A 13,677-nucleotide genomic window follows, 5' to 3' on the forward strand; every position below is an offset into this window, starting at 1 on the left:
TAACCTCTATTTATTTAATGAAAATATAATCAGGGCAGTATTTAGCAACAGTAACGCCGGTTGGGCAATTGTTGTAAATGTTTGCAGGTTCTCGTTACGTATGGCACGTTTATTTTGAGCAACATACACTACATCCTGATTCTGCAAAATAGTAACAGGGTTAGCTATCGACGATACATCGCCCAAATCCACTTCTATTACCTGCGGGTTACGTGGATCGCCGCGTAAAATCTTGACATTCTTTTCGTTACCCTTGTCTGTTAGTCCGCCGGCCTGCCCCAGCGCTTCAATAAGCCGTACCCTGTCGTTAACCAAAGGGATGGTTCCCGGGCTGCGCACTTCATCTAAAACCGTAATGCGCATGTTCATTACCTTTAGTTCAATAATAGGATCTTTTATGAGCTTCTTTTTATAAAGATCCTCAATTTTACGTGCTGCTTCCATACGTGTAAGCCCCGCCACCGCTACGCGCCCTATGACGGGCAAGGCAACGGTTCCGTCATCTTCTACCTGGTAGCCCGGTGCATCAGCAGATGCTGCAGTAGGTCGGCTTCCGGTAGGATTTATGGCCGCGTCATCAACTATCAAACTTATACTTTGCAAGTTTTTCACTTGCAGTATGTCTAACGGCCTTATTTTATACACAGGCAAATGTGCAAACGCTGCTGTATCAATAACTGCTGTTTTGCGTTGAAAAAGCAATTGATTTTGCCTGGAAGAACAGGCACAAAGCAGTACGATACATAAGCTTAATAGTAAAACAGGTTTTGGAATCGGCGTGACAGGTTTTTTAAGCATATATATTTCACGAGTTTTTGGCAACAAGCGCAACATCGGGCTGTGGAGCAAACATTGGCGTAACGGTAGCTTCTTTGCGCAGTATGGCTTCAAAATGCGCCTCATAAGCTGTTACGATATTTGATATGCTATACACATCCTTAATTTTTCTGATATTGTTTTGCAGCATATCATCAAACAAGCCCGTGCTTTTAGCAGTGCCCGACAAATGCTGCGCAACTTCTGTTGAATTTCTAAAATAAAGCCCGTCATCGTTAAGTACTGCACTGTTAAATTTGTTGTTATGTGCACATACCAGTGCATTTGAGGCCATTGCTTCGAGCAATGATGGATTGGTACCACCTACCGTGTGCCCATGAAAATATATGTTCGAGTAATAACGCAGGTTATTGAGCTTATCCATATTATAGATACCATCATAAAACCTGATGTTGGGGCAGGCTTTGAATTTGTCCCGCAGGTAAACCGAGAAACTATTTTTGCCGCAGCCTACAACCAGAAACGGCCTGCTTTGCTCGGCAAGCGCAACGCCGTCCAAAATCATTTCCACACTATTCTCGGGCTCCATGCGTGCCACCAGCATGTCGTAATTGTAAGGTTGCAGATCATAATCATGCAAAACGTCTTCGTCGGCATTATAAAATACCTGCGCGCCGTAAGGAATGTAAGTGGCGGGCCTACCGTATTTATTTTCAAGGTAGCGTTGAATTTCGGGCGAGTCGGCTATCAAATGATCGCTAAACTTAACGGCCAGCTTTTCTGCATAATGTAAAAAGCGCTGTACCGGTTTAGAATACTTTGATCGCATCCACTCCAGCCCATCCATATTGGTGGTTACAACGGCCCTTTGCCGAGGCATTAACCATCCCCAAACCGAACTACTGGTGTAGCCAAGTTGTAAGATCACGTCAAACCGGCGATTCCTGAGATCGCGAATACAATTAAGGTCGTAGATAAACTGGCCGGCTGTACCGAGCTTATGTTCCGGGTCGTACTGGTGGTTTATTTCCACACCGTTCCATTCGCCATATTGGTATGGGTGCGTGTGCGAATTATACACCACAACATGGTGCCCCCGTTTTACTAAACCAACTGCTAAGTATTCTGCGCACTGCTCAAATCCACCGTAGTGGTTAGGTATTCCTCTGGTACCAATGATTGCAATTTTCATGACGGCTCGTTTAAATTTTGCTGGATCAATTAATGTTCATTCAATGTTCGGCTATATAAAACAGGGGTATAGTTTTATAATATTAGGTAAAAAAGGGCCTTTGAATAGCTATCAAAGGCCTTTGAACGGAATGAACAGAGTGGTGTTACGTGAATGAAATAAACAGCTAAAAGGCGCTCGATTCGAACCTTTTGATGCAATCTAAGTGTAGAGCGAAATGCTCTAAACCGCCATTTAGCGATATTTTGAGGACGAAAAAATCATGCTGATCCAAACAGCTAAATTTATTATCTATGGGAAAAGTGCTGAAGTTTTTAGGCCGCATTAATTTCAAGACCATTTACTTTAACTTAAAATATTTCCCTTTAAAAACCGCTATAAAGTTCCCTGTCATGGTATCTAGGAACGTGCTTTTACATAAGTTAAAGGGTAGCATTACAATAAACTGCCCGGTACGAACGGCGCTTATACAAATTGGATACGGCGAGGTAGGCGTATCCGACTTTAAACGTAGCCGCGCCATATGGAACGTGGAAGGCGACTTGATATTTAACGGCCGTGCTTATATTATGCATGGTTCCAAAATAAATGTGAGCAAGGGTGCACAAGTGATTGTGGGCGATGATTTTACTACAAGCACAGAGTGTATTATAGTAGCCGAAAAAAAGATAACGTTCGGCAACAACGTTGGGCTATCATGGGAAACTATGGTAATGGATACCGACTTTCATCATATTTATAATGAAGACGGTGTTAAATTTAATCATCCAAAGGAAATTGTATTTGGAGATAATATATGGGTGGGATGCCGTTGTACTATTTTAAAAGGATCGGTAATTCCGTCGGGAAGCGTCATTGCAGCTACTTCATTAATAGCGAAAAAGCTAACCGGCGAAAACAATGTCTTTGGCGGGAACCCTATAAGTGTGCTTAAAAGTAATATCACATGGGAGTTTTAAATTATAGGTACAATGCCATTGCCTAAGTTATAACTTAGCCCTCTGTTACGTTTTGCTATGGGCTTTGCAGGTACACCGCCCACAACCGTAAAAGGCATAACATCTTTGGTTACTATAGCGCCCGCGGCCACAACAGCTCCTTTGCCAATAGTTACACCGGGCAGTATTACTGCCCTTGAGCAGATCCAGGCGAAATCCTGAATTTCTACCGGCGCCCCGGTCTCTGAAAATAGCGCATCATTATAATCATGATGCAGCGTCCAAATCATAACCTGGTTACTAATATTGACGTTGTTCCCTATAGTTAAGCCCATGCGCGAATCCAGCAGGGCATCATGGCCTACAACACTACTTTTGCCAATAGTTAATTTCGATGGTCGCCTAACCTCAAAGCCCCGGTAAACCCCTGTGCAGCGTCCAATTTTCGCTCCAACAAGCCGAAGCAAACCTATGCGCAAGCTGTGAAAAGGCAGCCGTGCTATAAACCGCAGCATAATATAAATGAGCGCACCTTTAATTTTAAGTATCTGATATTTCATAAACTACGCTTTCTACACTGCCCTTAATGAATTTTCGCGATCAAAATCTGTTCGGCTTTTGATAACCCTGGCTGGTACGCCGGCCGCAACCGAGTTGGCTGGTACAGATTTGGTTACAATACTCCCTGCTGCTATTACGCAGCCCTCGCCAATGTTTACGCCTGCCAAAATGGCAGTGTTAGCGCCTATCCAGCAATTGCTTTGAATAGTGACTTTGCTGCGGGCCACCCCCTGATCTTTTATCGCTTTGCCGGAGTCAGAAAAATTATGGTTCTCCGAAAACACCTTAACCCCGGGCCCGATAATTACATGTTCGCCAATTTCAATGCCTCCCTGCCCGGCAAGGTATGTGCCTGCATTTATACCTGTATTGTTACCTATTGAAATGCCTACGCCCTTTTGTGATACTATGCCTGTACATATCAAGGTACAATCACGCGCTATGGATACATTATCGCCAATTACAATTCCGTTGGATGATAGCGCGTTGATATACACGTTATCGTCCACAATAAAGTTTCGCCCGGCCGATACCTGATAAGCGTGCTTGAGCTTTACATTATAGCCCACAAAAAATAATCCTGCCGACCTTTTCAAAAACAGTTTGTGCCAGCCTCCGCGCATTACCTGGTGCAGCCGGGTGGCGGTTATCACAAACAAATCGCGCAGCGTATAATTGCTCTCCCATTTGTAATCGGGGTTGCCTTTTAGTTTACGAATGATGTTTTCTATAAGCATAAGCTTCGGCAATTAATGTTAAAAGTAAGTTTGCTGCACGTTGCCATGTAAACTGCTTTACATGTTTTAGCCCTGCTGCCACCTTTTGAGCGTAATAGATGCGGTCGCCCAGTAGTTCACTTATTTTCAGCGCAATATGTACAGGCTCGTCCGGGTTAATATAAACTGCGGCATCGCCGCAAACCTCGGGCATGGCAGTACGGTTTGACACCACTACAGGCACTCCGCATTTCATGGCCTCGAGCGGCGGTAGACCAAAGCCTTCCGCAAATGAGGGAAAACAAAAAACTGTCGCCCTCGCATAAATAATATACAGATCGGCAAGCGGCACGTGGCCCGTAAATATCACCCTGTTGTTTAAATCGAGCTCCGCTATCTGCCTTTGCAAAACGCTGGTTTCGGCACCCCTCTCGCCCACTATCAGCATCTGTATTTTTGATTTGATGAGCGGCATAGCTGTTATCAGCTTGCTTATATTTTTACGCACATTTACCCTGCCTACATACAGTATGTATTGCGCCGGTAGCCGGTAACGCTCTTCAACCTCTTTTACCTCCGCTTCCGGGTAATCACTAAGTGGTTTAAAGTTTTCGTCAACTCCATGGTGCACCACTTTAACATCACCTTCAGCAGCAATTTGATGATCAACAATACGCCGCTTTTCGTGATTGGATATCGTGATGATCATATTTGCCGCACGTGCAAGGCTGGTCATCTTTTTAAAGTAAAACCGCTCGCCACGTGTGTAGTATTTTGGCATATCCAAGAACAACACATCGTGGATGTATGCCACCTTAAATAACTTAGCCGGCCAAAAGCTTCCAAAGTTTTGATAAACGACAATATCCAGTTTATACCTGCGCGCCGCAAGCGGCAGCGCCAACATGTTTAATAATAAATTTGGCAAACCCGGTAGAAATATCAGCTTCACCGATTTATCAAAAGTTTCCCTCGCCAGCTGTTTATCCTTGCTGTTTAGTATCAGGTAAATATCAAAGCCTAGTGGGTTAGCTAAAACATTATTAACCAGATTACGCACCACAACATGCCCGCTTGGAGGGCCTTCAAAATACCATTTGGCATCAATGCCTATCTTTATTTTGTCACGCCCGCCCGTCATATGCTACACAGCAACTAATTGCCCTTTATTGGCCCGGGCGTGGTAAACGTTAATGGCTTCTTCATAAAACCCATCGAGCCGTGCCAGCCTTTTTTGCCAGTTGTGCACAGCTGCGCAGTGCAAAGTTGCTTCCGCTTTTTCAATCAACTGAACAGGGTTTTCCAATATGCTGTTCAACACCAGTACAAAACCTGCAAGCACATCCTGATACGCACCGTTGTTCACTTTGTACCCGCTGTTTTCGGTAACCAAATCAGCCATGCCAAAATGGTTTATGGTAAGTGTTGGCACGGCGTTACTCAGTGCCTCGAACACCACGTTAGGGTTATCTTCGGCTATGCTGGTTACAATATGCAAGTGCGATCCGGCCATAATTTGCACGGCTTCTTTACGGTCAATCATGCCATGCCACTTAATCTTATCACTGATGCCCAAGTCTGCTGCCATTTGTTTTAGGCTGGCAGTTAAGGGTCCTGTTCCCAATACGTTTAACACCCAGTTTTTATAATTTACCCCCGCGAGCGCCTGCAAGCACAGCTTCATGTTTTTACGTTCGTTATGCGTTCCAGCCCAAACCAATTTAACCTGGCTGTCGAGCTTTCTGAATTTTGTAGCGTCCAACTCTGGTTCCTTTATGAGCCAGGGTTCGGCCCAATGGTAACTTTCCCGACCGAACTTTTCTTTAATAGTACGCTGCCCAGTAGTGGTTGCAGCAATCAATACATCAGCCCTTTTAAACGCGTCTTTAATGCGTGTTGAGTAATTGAGCTGAAAGTAATTAATCAAATTTTTGGCTTTGAATTGTAGCCTTGAGCGTAATGGCATATCCTTTATCAGCCTGTCATCAATCTTCATCATGCCGCCTATAGGCCCCCAAACCATTGGCTTTTTTAGTTGCCACAAAAAGCCCGGCTCCCGGTAACCGATTGGCCCCAACTGGTGCACCACATCAAAATCAATATTTGCAGATAGTGCTCTGGCTGTACGTAATGCCGCTTTTTGCCAGAGGTAGTATGCGAAGTAGAAAAACCAACCCGCGCCTGCTTTATTGAGCAAATTGATAGTGTTAGCAAGCCTGCTTGCACCTACTTCAACAAATGTGACGTTGGGCACAGGCGTTTCTGCCATGTATTTGCGCAAAGTTTGGGTATCACCCATATGATCGTCAGACATGCCGTAGAGCACCCATACATCGTGCTTTTTTGCCAGATAGTTAATTGTATTCCACGCGGCGCCATACTCAGAGCCACGATAGGGAGAAACCGCATAGGCAGATATCAAGATCTTTTTTCTCATCTCCTATTGATGTTGCACCGCGCCAAACGGATCCTTGTAAAAATACCGCCACCTTATCATATCCAGCTTTTTAAATATGTATGAGAGACTATAAGATCGCCCTCTTAAAAAAAGGCGCATCACAGCCATTTCTTCTTTGTGCATTTGCCATACATTGCCGCTTGCGCCGCCTACCCTCATGTTGGCTATTAACTTATTGATGTATTTAATTTGATAGCCGGCTGCCCTGATGCGCATCAGCATTTCAAAATCCATGGCTATTTTAAGGGTGATGTTGTAGTTACCTATTGCATTATATACCCGTTTGCGTATAAAACAACTTGGGTGCATAATGTACATGCCAAAGTTTAGCCGGTTTACCTTGCTTTTTTTCAGTCTTTTGTAGCCATTCTTACCCATCAGCATAATGTTTCCGCAGCATACGTTGTCCTCTACACTCACAGCCTTCATTATCAATTCAACCGCGTTGGGCTCATACCAGTCGTCGGCATTTATCATGCCTATCCAGTCGCCGCTGGCCAGGGCAATCCCTTTGTTAAAACCATCGGCAATGCCCTTATCAGGTTCGCTAACAAAACGTGTTATGCGGTCCTGGTACCTGTTTAAAACTTCGAGCGTTCCATCGGTAGATCCGCCGTCGATAACGATGTACTCTATATTCGGATAGGTTTGATTCAGCACGCTCAGCACTGTATCTTCAACAGTTTGTACTGCATTGTAAACCACGGTTACAATGCTCACTTTGGGTAGGCCTTCAATAAAATTTTCCATAGTAGTAATTGTCAAGCTGGTTGCATATCGGCATATTCATAGGTTATTGCCTTTCTGGCAACCCGTATCTTATATAATAATGAATGAAAATTGAGGTAACTGTAACCAAGGGTTATCATCAGTATGCTCATTTCCATGTTGAAAAATGCAGTGACTATGTAGTTTGTTATCATCAGGCTTAGTATACAGCCAATGGTTAGGGCGGCAAACAAACGCACAATGGGTTTAGCGGCGCGATTGGCATAAATGCGCCAGTTCATTAAAACAATCCCAAAAAATAAGCTGAGATAACAAATCACCCCTAATGCACCTGTTTTAACTAGTATATAAAGCCAGCCGTTATGCAGCACAGGGATATACTGAAAATCAGTATCCTGACCCAGCCTTACAAATGTTCTTAGGTTGATAAGTTTACCCATTTCGCCAAAAACCTGGTCCTGCGTGCTGCCTTCCAGGTAACCGCGCAAAGCCATAAAGGCCTCGTAACCGCGATAACGAGTGTTGATATCCTCGTCGGTATTGTAATCGCCTATGGTAAGCTCACTAAAGGAGTGCAGCGTTTTGCCTACAAAGCTTTCTGAGGCACCTGCATCAAATGACAATACTGGCAGAAAGGTGAATGCAACTATTAAAAACAATATCGCCGGGAAAATCCATACTTTTTTTACCCTGTCGGCCACCAGCAGGAATAAGAAGCACAATAAGATTAAAGCGTACGTGCGCGATGCAAACATGTACATGCCAAAAGCATTTACGCCGGTAAGCAGCCTGAACCAAAATGGTGTAAACAAGCGGATATGAAACTTATATGTAAGCAGCAAACACGCTAATGCCAACGGCGGGCCAGGAGCCCCGACGATACCTACCGCATAATGCGCAGCATACGGATCAAGCAAGGCGCGTGGCCCCATATAGTCGATAGATATACCTGTAACTACTACCGACGTTATTACACCTGTAAAAACAAGTGTTTTAAGAAAGTACTTGATATCCAACCGGCAAGCCAAAATAATGCCGCTAAGAATAAGCATTACCGGCACCGTAAAATAGTACATATCCTTAAGTATAAGATAGTTGTTGTTTTTGTAACCATTGATAAAACCAAGCACGGCGGGTATCAGCAAAACAGCAAAAAGCCGCACCACCTTTAAAGCCGCAAAATGCTTTTTCATGGGGATGGCAATAACCAGGCATGATATACCCAATACCACCGCCTGCATCCTGAAAAAGGATGCCAGCACCAGTATCATTAGCATAAGCGGGTATATGCGTTTGTTTAACATTATGCTGTTTGTTGTTCTGACGGATAAAGGTTGCCGTAAGTATTGCGCACAAATTTTGCCGGGTTGCCAATCCATATCTGCTCATCGGGAATGCTCTCAAAAACTACCGAGCCTGCGCCAACAATTGAGTTTTTACCTATAGTAACTCCTTTTAGTATCGTGCTGTGCCCACCTATAAAAGCTCCTTCTTTAATATGCACGTCGGCGCAGCGCACACCGTCTATACGCTCGGGTACACTGTTACGCATTTCGGCATAAAGCGAGTGGAAATCAGTATCATAGATGACGGTATTTATGCCAATTTTGACGTTATCTTCAATAACGATGCGTTTACGGCTGATAATAGCAGCTGATGTAAGGCCTACGTTATCACCTATTATTATTTCGGCACCCGGGCCGGCTACAAAATAACATTGCTGCTGCCTTCCGCCCATGGCATGGTATTTACCGCTATTGAACCTGAAACCATGCCCCACTTTAAACCTGCCTTTCAGGTTAATGTCAACTATGGGCACACCGTAACTCACAAAGTCCTTTTTAAAGTCGACCGCATTCAGGTGAAACTTAAAACAAGTTATTACCCAAGAATATCTGCGTGCACAACCGTAGTAAAGTACCCTCAAACCCCTGTATGCTTTTCTGATGACGTTTGCTAAACTCATGGTAGTTTTGTTAAGCGTTAAATATGCCGGTAGCTGTTTTATTAATGATTTTACGCGTTTGTATGGAGAAAACAATACCCATCACAATGAATATTATTGTGTTGGAAAGCGGCACGCCCGCAATGCCAATTGACTTACCCAAAAAAATTGATAGCGGTATATTTGCAAGCGAGCCTACTATACCCACATAAAATTGTAGCTTAATTTTGCCGATACCGTTTAGCAACTGCACATGAATGGCCTGCCATATCAGGGTTATCATTTGTATGCACATGGATAATGATAAAGCAAATGGTATGGTAACGGCTTGCTTAAGCCATATTTTGTAAACCCAAGGTGATATTACCAGTAGCGCCACGCTGCATACACACAGGGCTAGCCACAACTTATTTATTTTCGCCAATGCACGCTTTATCCAGGCATAGTCGTCTTTTATGAAAGCCTCGGTACATGCGCTCCAAAATGGTGTAATAATCACCACAAAGAACATAAGTACAACCGAAAAAAGCTTATACACCACGTTAAACGTGGTCACCTCCTGCGGACCAAATATTTGGGTTATAACGATGTTATCTGTTTCATATAACACTAAGGCATTTATTTGAAGAAAAAAGAATAATCCGCCTGCCCCAAGCATTTCGCGCGCATAGGTTTTGTTGGCCAGTTTAAAACTCGGTGCTATGTAATGAAATTCCCCCTTGTAATACCAGAAGCTTGCTATTAATGAAACCAGCAGCGGTATGCCTCCCATCACTACAACCAAGGCCACCAAGGAGCCCGGATAGATGCGCATAAGCATAAGGATGGCCACGAGCGTAAATACCTGCCCTATAACATTTAACATGGCCACCTTGGCCGGTGCCTGGTTGGCCGTTAGCACTGTGTTAATAAGCTGCGCCACAAACTGCACGCAAAAAAAACAAAACACCAGCAGCACAAGCTTATTCCAGTCGGCATCATTGGCTCCAACGTTTAATATGGCAGCCCAGTTGATGAATGGATTAACTGTATAAATCACAACAAACAACGCTGCAGCTATTGCTATGAGCATAGCATAGGTTGAACTTACATAGCTGCGTGCCTGCTCATAATTACCAAGGGTTATTGCCTGCGTGAGTTTATTTTTTAACCCATTACCCAAACCCATGTCAAACATAAGTGCCCAGGTAATTATGGAGCTTAGCGTTAGCCATACGCCAAACTGAGTTGCATTAACGTAATTAATGGTGAGCGGTATCAAAACCATGCTAATGCCTACACTAACTACCTTAAGCAAAACCGACTGTAAGACATTCATTTTTGCCTTTACCGACCGCTGATGGCCGCGGGTAAAGAAATGAAGTATGTTTGTATGTATAGCCTTCAGCATAGCTATTAATTGCTTGGTTTAAGCCTTTTCAATAGTCCGGCGAACAAGCCGGTATCTTCTTCCTCATCACCGTAGCCATATTTGCCGTAGCCGTGCCCGTATCCGGTAACACCGTTTTTATGCGTTTGAATATCATTCACAATAAGGTATAGATCTCGGGCTTTCTTGGTTTTATACAAATCGTTTACCAGCCCAAGCTGCGATTTGTAAGTGTAGTTTTGCCTAACTACATAAAAGGTGATGTCGGTAAATTCCTCAATGATCATCGCGTCAGATATTAAACCAACCGGCGCAGTATCTATAAGCACGTAATCAAATTTGCTGCGCAAGTCGGCTATAATGTCTTTCACCTTCTCGTCCATCAGGAGCTCGGCAGGGTTAGGCGGGATATTTCCTGAAGGCAGGAAATAAAAATTCTCGTTATCGGGAGATTGGCGAATGTAACTTTCTATCGGGTCGTCATCATTTGCCAATAGGTAGTTTGTAAATCCGTGATCGTTACTTATGCCAATGTTTTGCGATAACGTGGGCTTGCGCAGATCAAGCTCCAGCAGGATAACTCTTTTACCGGTAAGTGCTATGGAATTGCCCAGATTAAGCGATATGAAAGACTTACCCTCGCCACTCATGCTTGATGTGAACATGATGACGTTCGACGAACTTTTATCAACTACATATTTAAGGCTGGTGCGCAACGCACGTATCTCCTCAGACACAACCGAGCGTGGCTCTTTATAAATAAGTACCTTGTTTTTATTGGCGTTACGGCTTATCTCGCCCAGCAAAGGCACATTGGTATGGTTCTCGATGTCGGCTTTGGAGTTTATACGGGTATTCAACATCTCCTTAACACTGATGGCCGTTGCCGGCAAACAAAAACCGGCAAGCAAGCCTATCAGGTATATGATGGACTTTTTGGGTGCAAATGGCAGCTCTTCGCTTTCAGCTGGATCAAGTATGCGGCTGCTGGACAGGGTAGCTGTTTGTGATATGGCCGTTTCCTCGCGCTTTTGAAGCAGAAATAGGTAAAGCTCCTGCTTTAAATTTTGCTGGCGCTGATAATCAATATATAGACGTTCTTTTACCGGGGCATTTGATATTTTTTCGACGATGGTGGCATTTTGCTTTTTAACCGCCCCCTGTGATACCTGCAGGCTACTGCGGTAATTACGCAGGCTGTTCATTAAGGCGCGGCGGGCAAGCTCAATCTGCTGATCAAGGTTTTTTATAACACTGCTCGATTCAACCAGCGTTAGCCCAAGCTGCTCTTTACGCAACAGCATTTCGTTGTATGCATTAATGGCCGTACCAAAGGCAACATCTTTTGTGATGAGCGAACTTGGCACCACCTGCGGGTTGCGCGCGTCATTAACATACTTATACAAGTCATTTACTACGGCAAGCTGCACCTCGTTCTCGTTAAGCTTTGCCTGGTAGGTATCTGCACCCGCTATCAATGCTTTGGATTGCGCACTGATATCTGATATACCATTCTCTCTTTTATAAACTTCTAACTTTTTTTCGGCACTGTTTAGCTCGGCACCAACCACAACCAGGCGCCTGTCTATAAAACGCATGGTGCTGTCGGTTATCCTAATCTTATTGGCCAGGTTATCCTGCAGGTAAACCTGCATAAGCCGGCTTAGTATTGCCTCACCGCGTTTAGGGTCGTTATAGTTTAATTTCAGGTTGATGATAGTGGCTTGCTTATCATCTAAGCCAACCTCATAGTTATTGGCAAGCTCAAGCTCGGCCTGCTTAATAGTGCGGATAAGTATTTCATAGTCGCCATTGGGTGTAAAGTTATTTGCTTTACGCAGCGCAATGGTGTATTGCCTAAGCTGAAGGGGTTTGCCAAAGGTACCTTTAAGCTCAACTTCATTGTCAGGATCGATAAGGCTGAAGGTGTTATCGCCGGTTATTTCAACCTGGTAGCTGCCTAAACGTGTTATATCTCCTTTGTGCAGCACCTCTACTTTAAACGGAGCATCATCATATAGCTCGGCCTTTTTAAAACCACTTTTATCATAAACGTGTACGTTGAGCTCCAGCTGGGAGATAACCCTTTTCATCAGGCTGCGCGACTTAAGTACTTTAACTTCGTTATCTGCAACGTTTTTTACGTTGAACATTGATGACATGTCCGAGTTGAGCCCGTGGGTAAGCGACTTTGCCGGCGAATTATTATCGTCGTCAACTATGATTTTACTTACAACGTTCCACTGATTGGGTACACGTTGGATATAAACATAAGCGGCTGCCAAGCAAAACAATATGCTGATCAAAAACAGCGGCCAATAGTTTAGCGCAACTGAGAGTATGTGTCTTACATCGTTAGGATTTTCTTCCTTCTTGTAGGTAAAATCAAGCTTATCGGCTAAAAGGTCAATCTGGTTGTTCATGGGCTCGCGATGTTTTCAAGTTACCCGGGCAGATAATCAGTTCACCATAAAAGGGCGCTGAAACCATGCTGAAGCGGCTTGATACCGAAAGTTACCACCATAATGCCGTTTTAAACACTATATGCTGTTAGTCGAATAAAGTGAACGCAGGTGTTTGCGCTGAACGAAATAAATAGGGTTTAACGATTTGGAAATATCAATATAGATTGGTATAAATTATACCTTCGGGCTTTCACAGCTACTCAAATGCGGGCGGCAAGCAACCGAAAAACCTTTAACATTACTTACGCGTCAGGCTTTTTACTTTTTTAAGTGAACGGTAAGATGGTTCAAGCGAAGATTTATGCATAGCATTTACTTTCTTGTTCACAATGGGAACAGGATTTTTATAAGCCTCGGGCACCCACTCGGGTTTAATAATACATGGCTGTTTCATACCCTTAAATTACGATCTTTTTAAAAACAAAAGCCCCGTCCGGCTTATTGCCAAACGGGTCTTATTATGATTTATTATATCGGCTTATTCGACAGTTTTTTTATCGTGAAGCTGAGGGCCTATTTCCTACTCA

The 13,677-nt window shown here is 43.8% G+C and carries 12 protein-coding genes and 1 pseudogene; 1 reads left to right on the forward strand and 12 read right to left on the reverse strand.

The features are described from left to right. Positions 1–6: 6 nt before the first annotated feature. Positions 7–903 (reverse strand): polysaccharide biosynthesis/export family protein, encoded by an 897-nt coding sequence (locus tag FPZ43_RS17190; RefSeq protein ID WP_146383174.1) that lies wholly within the window; start codon positions 901–903, stop codon positions 7–9. Beyond that, positions 806–1,969 (reverse strand): DUF1972 domain-containing protein, encoded by a 1,164-nt coding sequence (locus FPZ43_RS17195; RefSeq protein ID WP_146383175.1) that lies wholly within the window; start codon positions 1,967–1,969, stop codon positions 806–808. Before FPZ43_RS17195 ends, FPZ43_RS17190 begins: the two co-directional genes overlap by 98 nt. Before the next feature lie 293 nt (positions 1,970–2,262). Between FPZ43_RS17195 and FPZ43_RS17200 the strand changes: the two genes are divergently transcribed. After that, entirely contained in the window at positions 2,263–2,928 is a 666-nt protein-coding gene (locus tag FPZ43_RS17200; RefSeq protein WP_146383176.1) for an acyltransferase, read from the forward strand. On the opposite strand, the pseudogene FPZ43_RS19755 reads toward FPZ43_RS17200, so the two are convergent. The 10 genes and pseudogenes from FPZ43_RS19755 to FPZ43_RS19355 form a co-directional block, all read right to left on the reverse strand. After that, positions 2,925–3,125: pseudogene (locus tag FPZ43_RS19755) on the reverse strand (hypothetical protein); the annotation flags it as partial. The gene FPZ43_RS17200 and the pseudogene FPZ43_RS19755 overlap by 4 nt on opposite strands. Before the next feature lie 354 nt (positions 3,126–3,479). Then, entirely contained in the window at positions 3,480–4,205 is a 726-nt protein-coding gene (locus FPZ43_RS17210; RefSeq protein ID WP_146383177.1) for an acyltransferase, read from the reverse strand. Then, a complete protein-coding gene (locus FPZ43_RS17215; RefSeq protein ID WP_146383178.1) occupies positions 4,180–5,325 on the reverse strand; it encodes a glycosyltransferase family 4 protein in 1,146 nt (381 codons plus the stop codon). Before FPZ43_RS17215 ends, FPZ43_RS17210 begins: the two co-directional genes overlap by 26 nt. Before the next feature lie 3 nt (positions 5,326–5,328). Next, a complete protein-coding gene (locus tag FPZ43_RS17220; RefSeq protein WP_146383179.1) occupies positions 5,329–6,621 on the reverse strand; it encodes a glycosyltransferase family 4 protein in 1,293 nt (430 codons plus the stop codon). A gap of 3 nt (positions 6,622–6,624) precedes the next feature. Further along, positions 6,625–7,392 (reverse strand): glycosyltransferase family 2 protein, encoded by a 768-nt coding sequence (locus FPZ43_RS17225; RefSeq protein WP_146383180.1) that lies wholly within the window; start codon positions 7,390–7,392, stop codon positions 6,625–6,627. An 11-nt stretch (positions 7,393–7,403) separates the two neighbouring features. Then, positions 7,404–8,675: a hypothetical protein gene (locus tag FPZ43_RS17230; RefSeq protein WP_146383181.1), complete on the reverse strand. Its 1,272-nt coding sequence runs from the start codon at positions 8,673–8,675 to the stop codon at positions 7,404–7,406. Then, on the reverse strand, positions 8,675–9,337 hold the full coding sequence (locus FPZ43_RS17235) for an acyltransferase (RefSeq protein WP_146383182.1): 663 nt from the start codon (positions 9,335–9,337) through the stop codon (positions 8,675–8,677). The genes FPZ43_RS17230 and FPZ43_RS17235 overlap by 1 nt, the downstream gene beginning before the upstream one ends. A gap of 10 nt (positions 9,338–9,347) precedes the next feature. Then, positions 9,348–10,706, reverse strand: coding sequence for a lipopolysaccharide biosynthesis protein (locus tag FPZ43_RS17240; protein ID WP_146383183.1), 1,359 nt, complete (start codon positions 10,704–10,706; stop codon positions 9,348–9,350). A 5-nt stretch (positions 10,707–10,711) separates the two neighbouring features. After that, positions 10,712–13,108, reverse strand: coding sequence for a GumC family protein (locus FPZ43_RS17245; protein ID WP_146383184.1), 2,397 nt, complete (start codon positions 13,106–13,108; stop codon positions 10,712–10,714). Between the two features lie 280 nt (positions 13,109–13,388). Next, positions 13,389–13,544 carry a hypothetical protein gene (locus FPZ43_RS19355; RefSeq protein WP_186461880.1) on the reverse strand — a complete coding sequence of 52 codons (156 nt, stop codon included), beginning with the start codon at positions 13,542–13,544 and terminating at the stop codon, positions 13,389–13,391. Positions 13,545–13,677 lie beyond the last annotated feature (133 nt).

The organism is Mucilaginibacter pallidiroseus (assembly GCF_007846085.1).
GTDB lineage: Bacteria > Bacteroidota > Bacteroidia > Sphingobacteriales > Sphingobacteriaceae > Mucilaginibacter > Mucilaginibacter pallidiroseus.

What these genes read in the sequence shown, in the direction of transcription:
- FPZ43_RS17190 (WP_146383174.1), bottom strand. Translation starts at nt 903, where the DNA reads ATGAGGCGCATTTTGAAGCCATACTGCGCAAAGAAGCTACCGTTACGC.
- FPZ43_RS17195 (WP_146383175.1), bottom strand. Translation starts at nt 1,969, where the DNA reads ATGAAAATTGCAATCATTGGTACCAGAGGAATACCTAACCACTACGGT.
- FPZ43_RS17200 (WP_146383176.1), top strand. Translation starts at nt 2,263, where the DNA reads ATGGGAAAAGTGCTGAAGTTTTTAGGCCGCATTAATTTCAAGACCATT.
- FPZ43_RS17210 (WP_146383177.1), bottom strand. Translation starts at nt 4,205, where the DNA reads ATGCTTATAGAAAACATCATTCGTAAACTAAAAGGCAACCCCGATTAC.
- FPZ43_RS17215 (WP_146383178.1), bottom strand. Translation starts at nt 5,325, where the DNA reads ATGACGGGCGGGCGTGACAAAATAAAGATAGGCATTGATGCCAAATGG.
- FPZ43_RS17220 (WP_146383179.1), bottom strand. Translation starts at nt 6,621, where the DNA reads ATGAGAAAAAAGATCTTGATATCTGCCTATGCGGTTTCTCCCTATCGT.
- FPZ43_RS17225 (WP_146383180.1), bottom strand. Translation starts at nt 7,392, where the DNA reads ATGGAAAATTTTATTGAAGGCCTACCCAAAGTGAGCATTGTAACCGTG.
- FPZ43_RS17230 (WP_146383181.1), bottom strand. Translation starts at nt 8,675, where the DNA reads ATGTTAAACAAACGCATATACCCGCTTATGCTAATGATACTGGTGCTG.
- FPZ43_RS17235 (WP_146383182.1), bottom strand. Translation starts at nt 9,337, where the DNA reads ATGAGTTTAGCAAACGTCATCAGAAAAGCATACAGGGGTTTGAGGGTA.
- FPZ43_RS17240 (WP_146383183.1), bottom strand. Translation starts at nt 10,706, where the DNA reads ATGCTGAAGGCTATACATACAAACATACTTCATTTCTTTACCCGCGGC.
- FPZ43_RS17245 (WP_146383184.1), bottom strand. Translation starts at nt 13,108, where the DNA reads ATGAACAACCAGATTGACCTTTTAGCCGATAAGCTTGATTTTACCTAC.
- FPZ43_RS19355 (WP_186461880.1), bottom strand. Translation starts at nt 13,544, where the DNA reads ATGAAACAGCCATGTATTATTAAACCCGAGTGGGTGCCCGAGGCTTAT.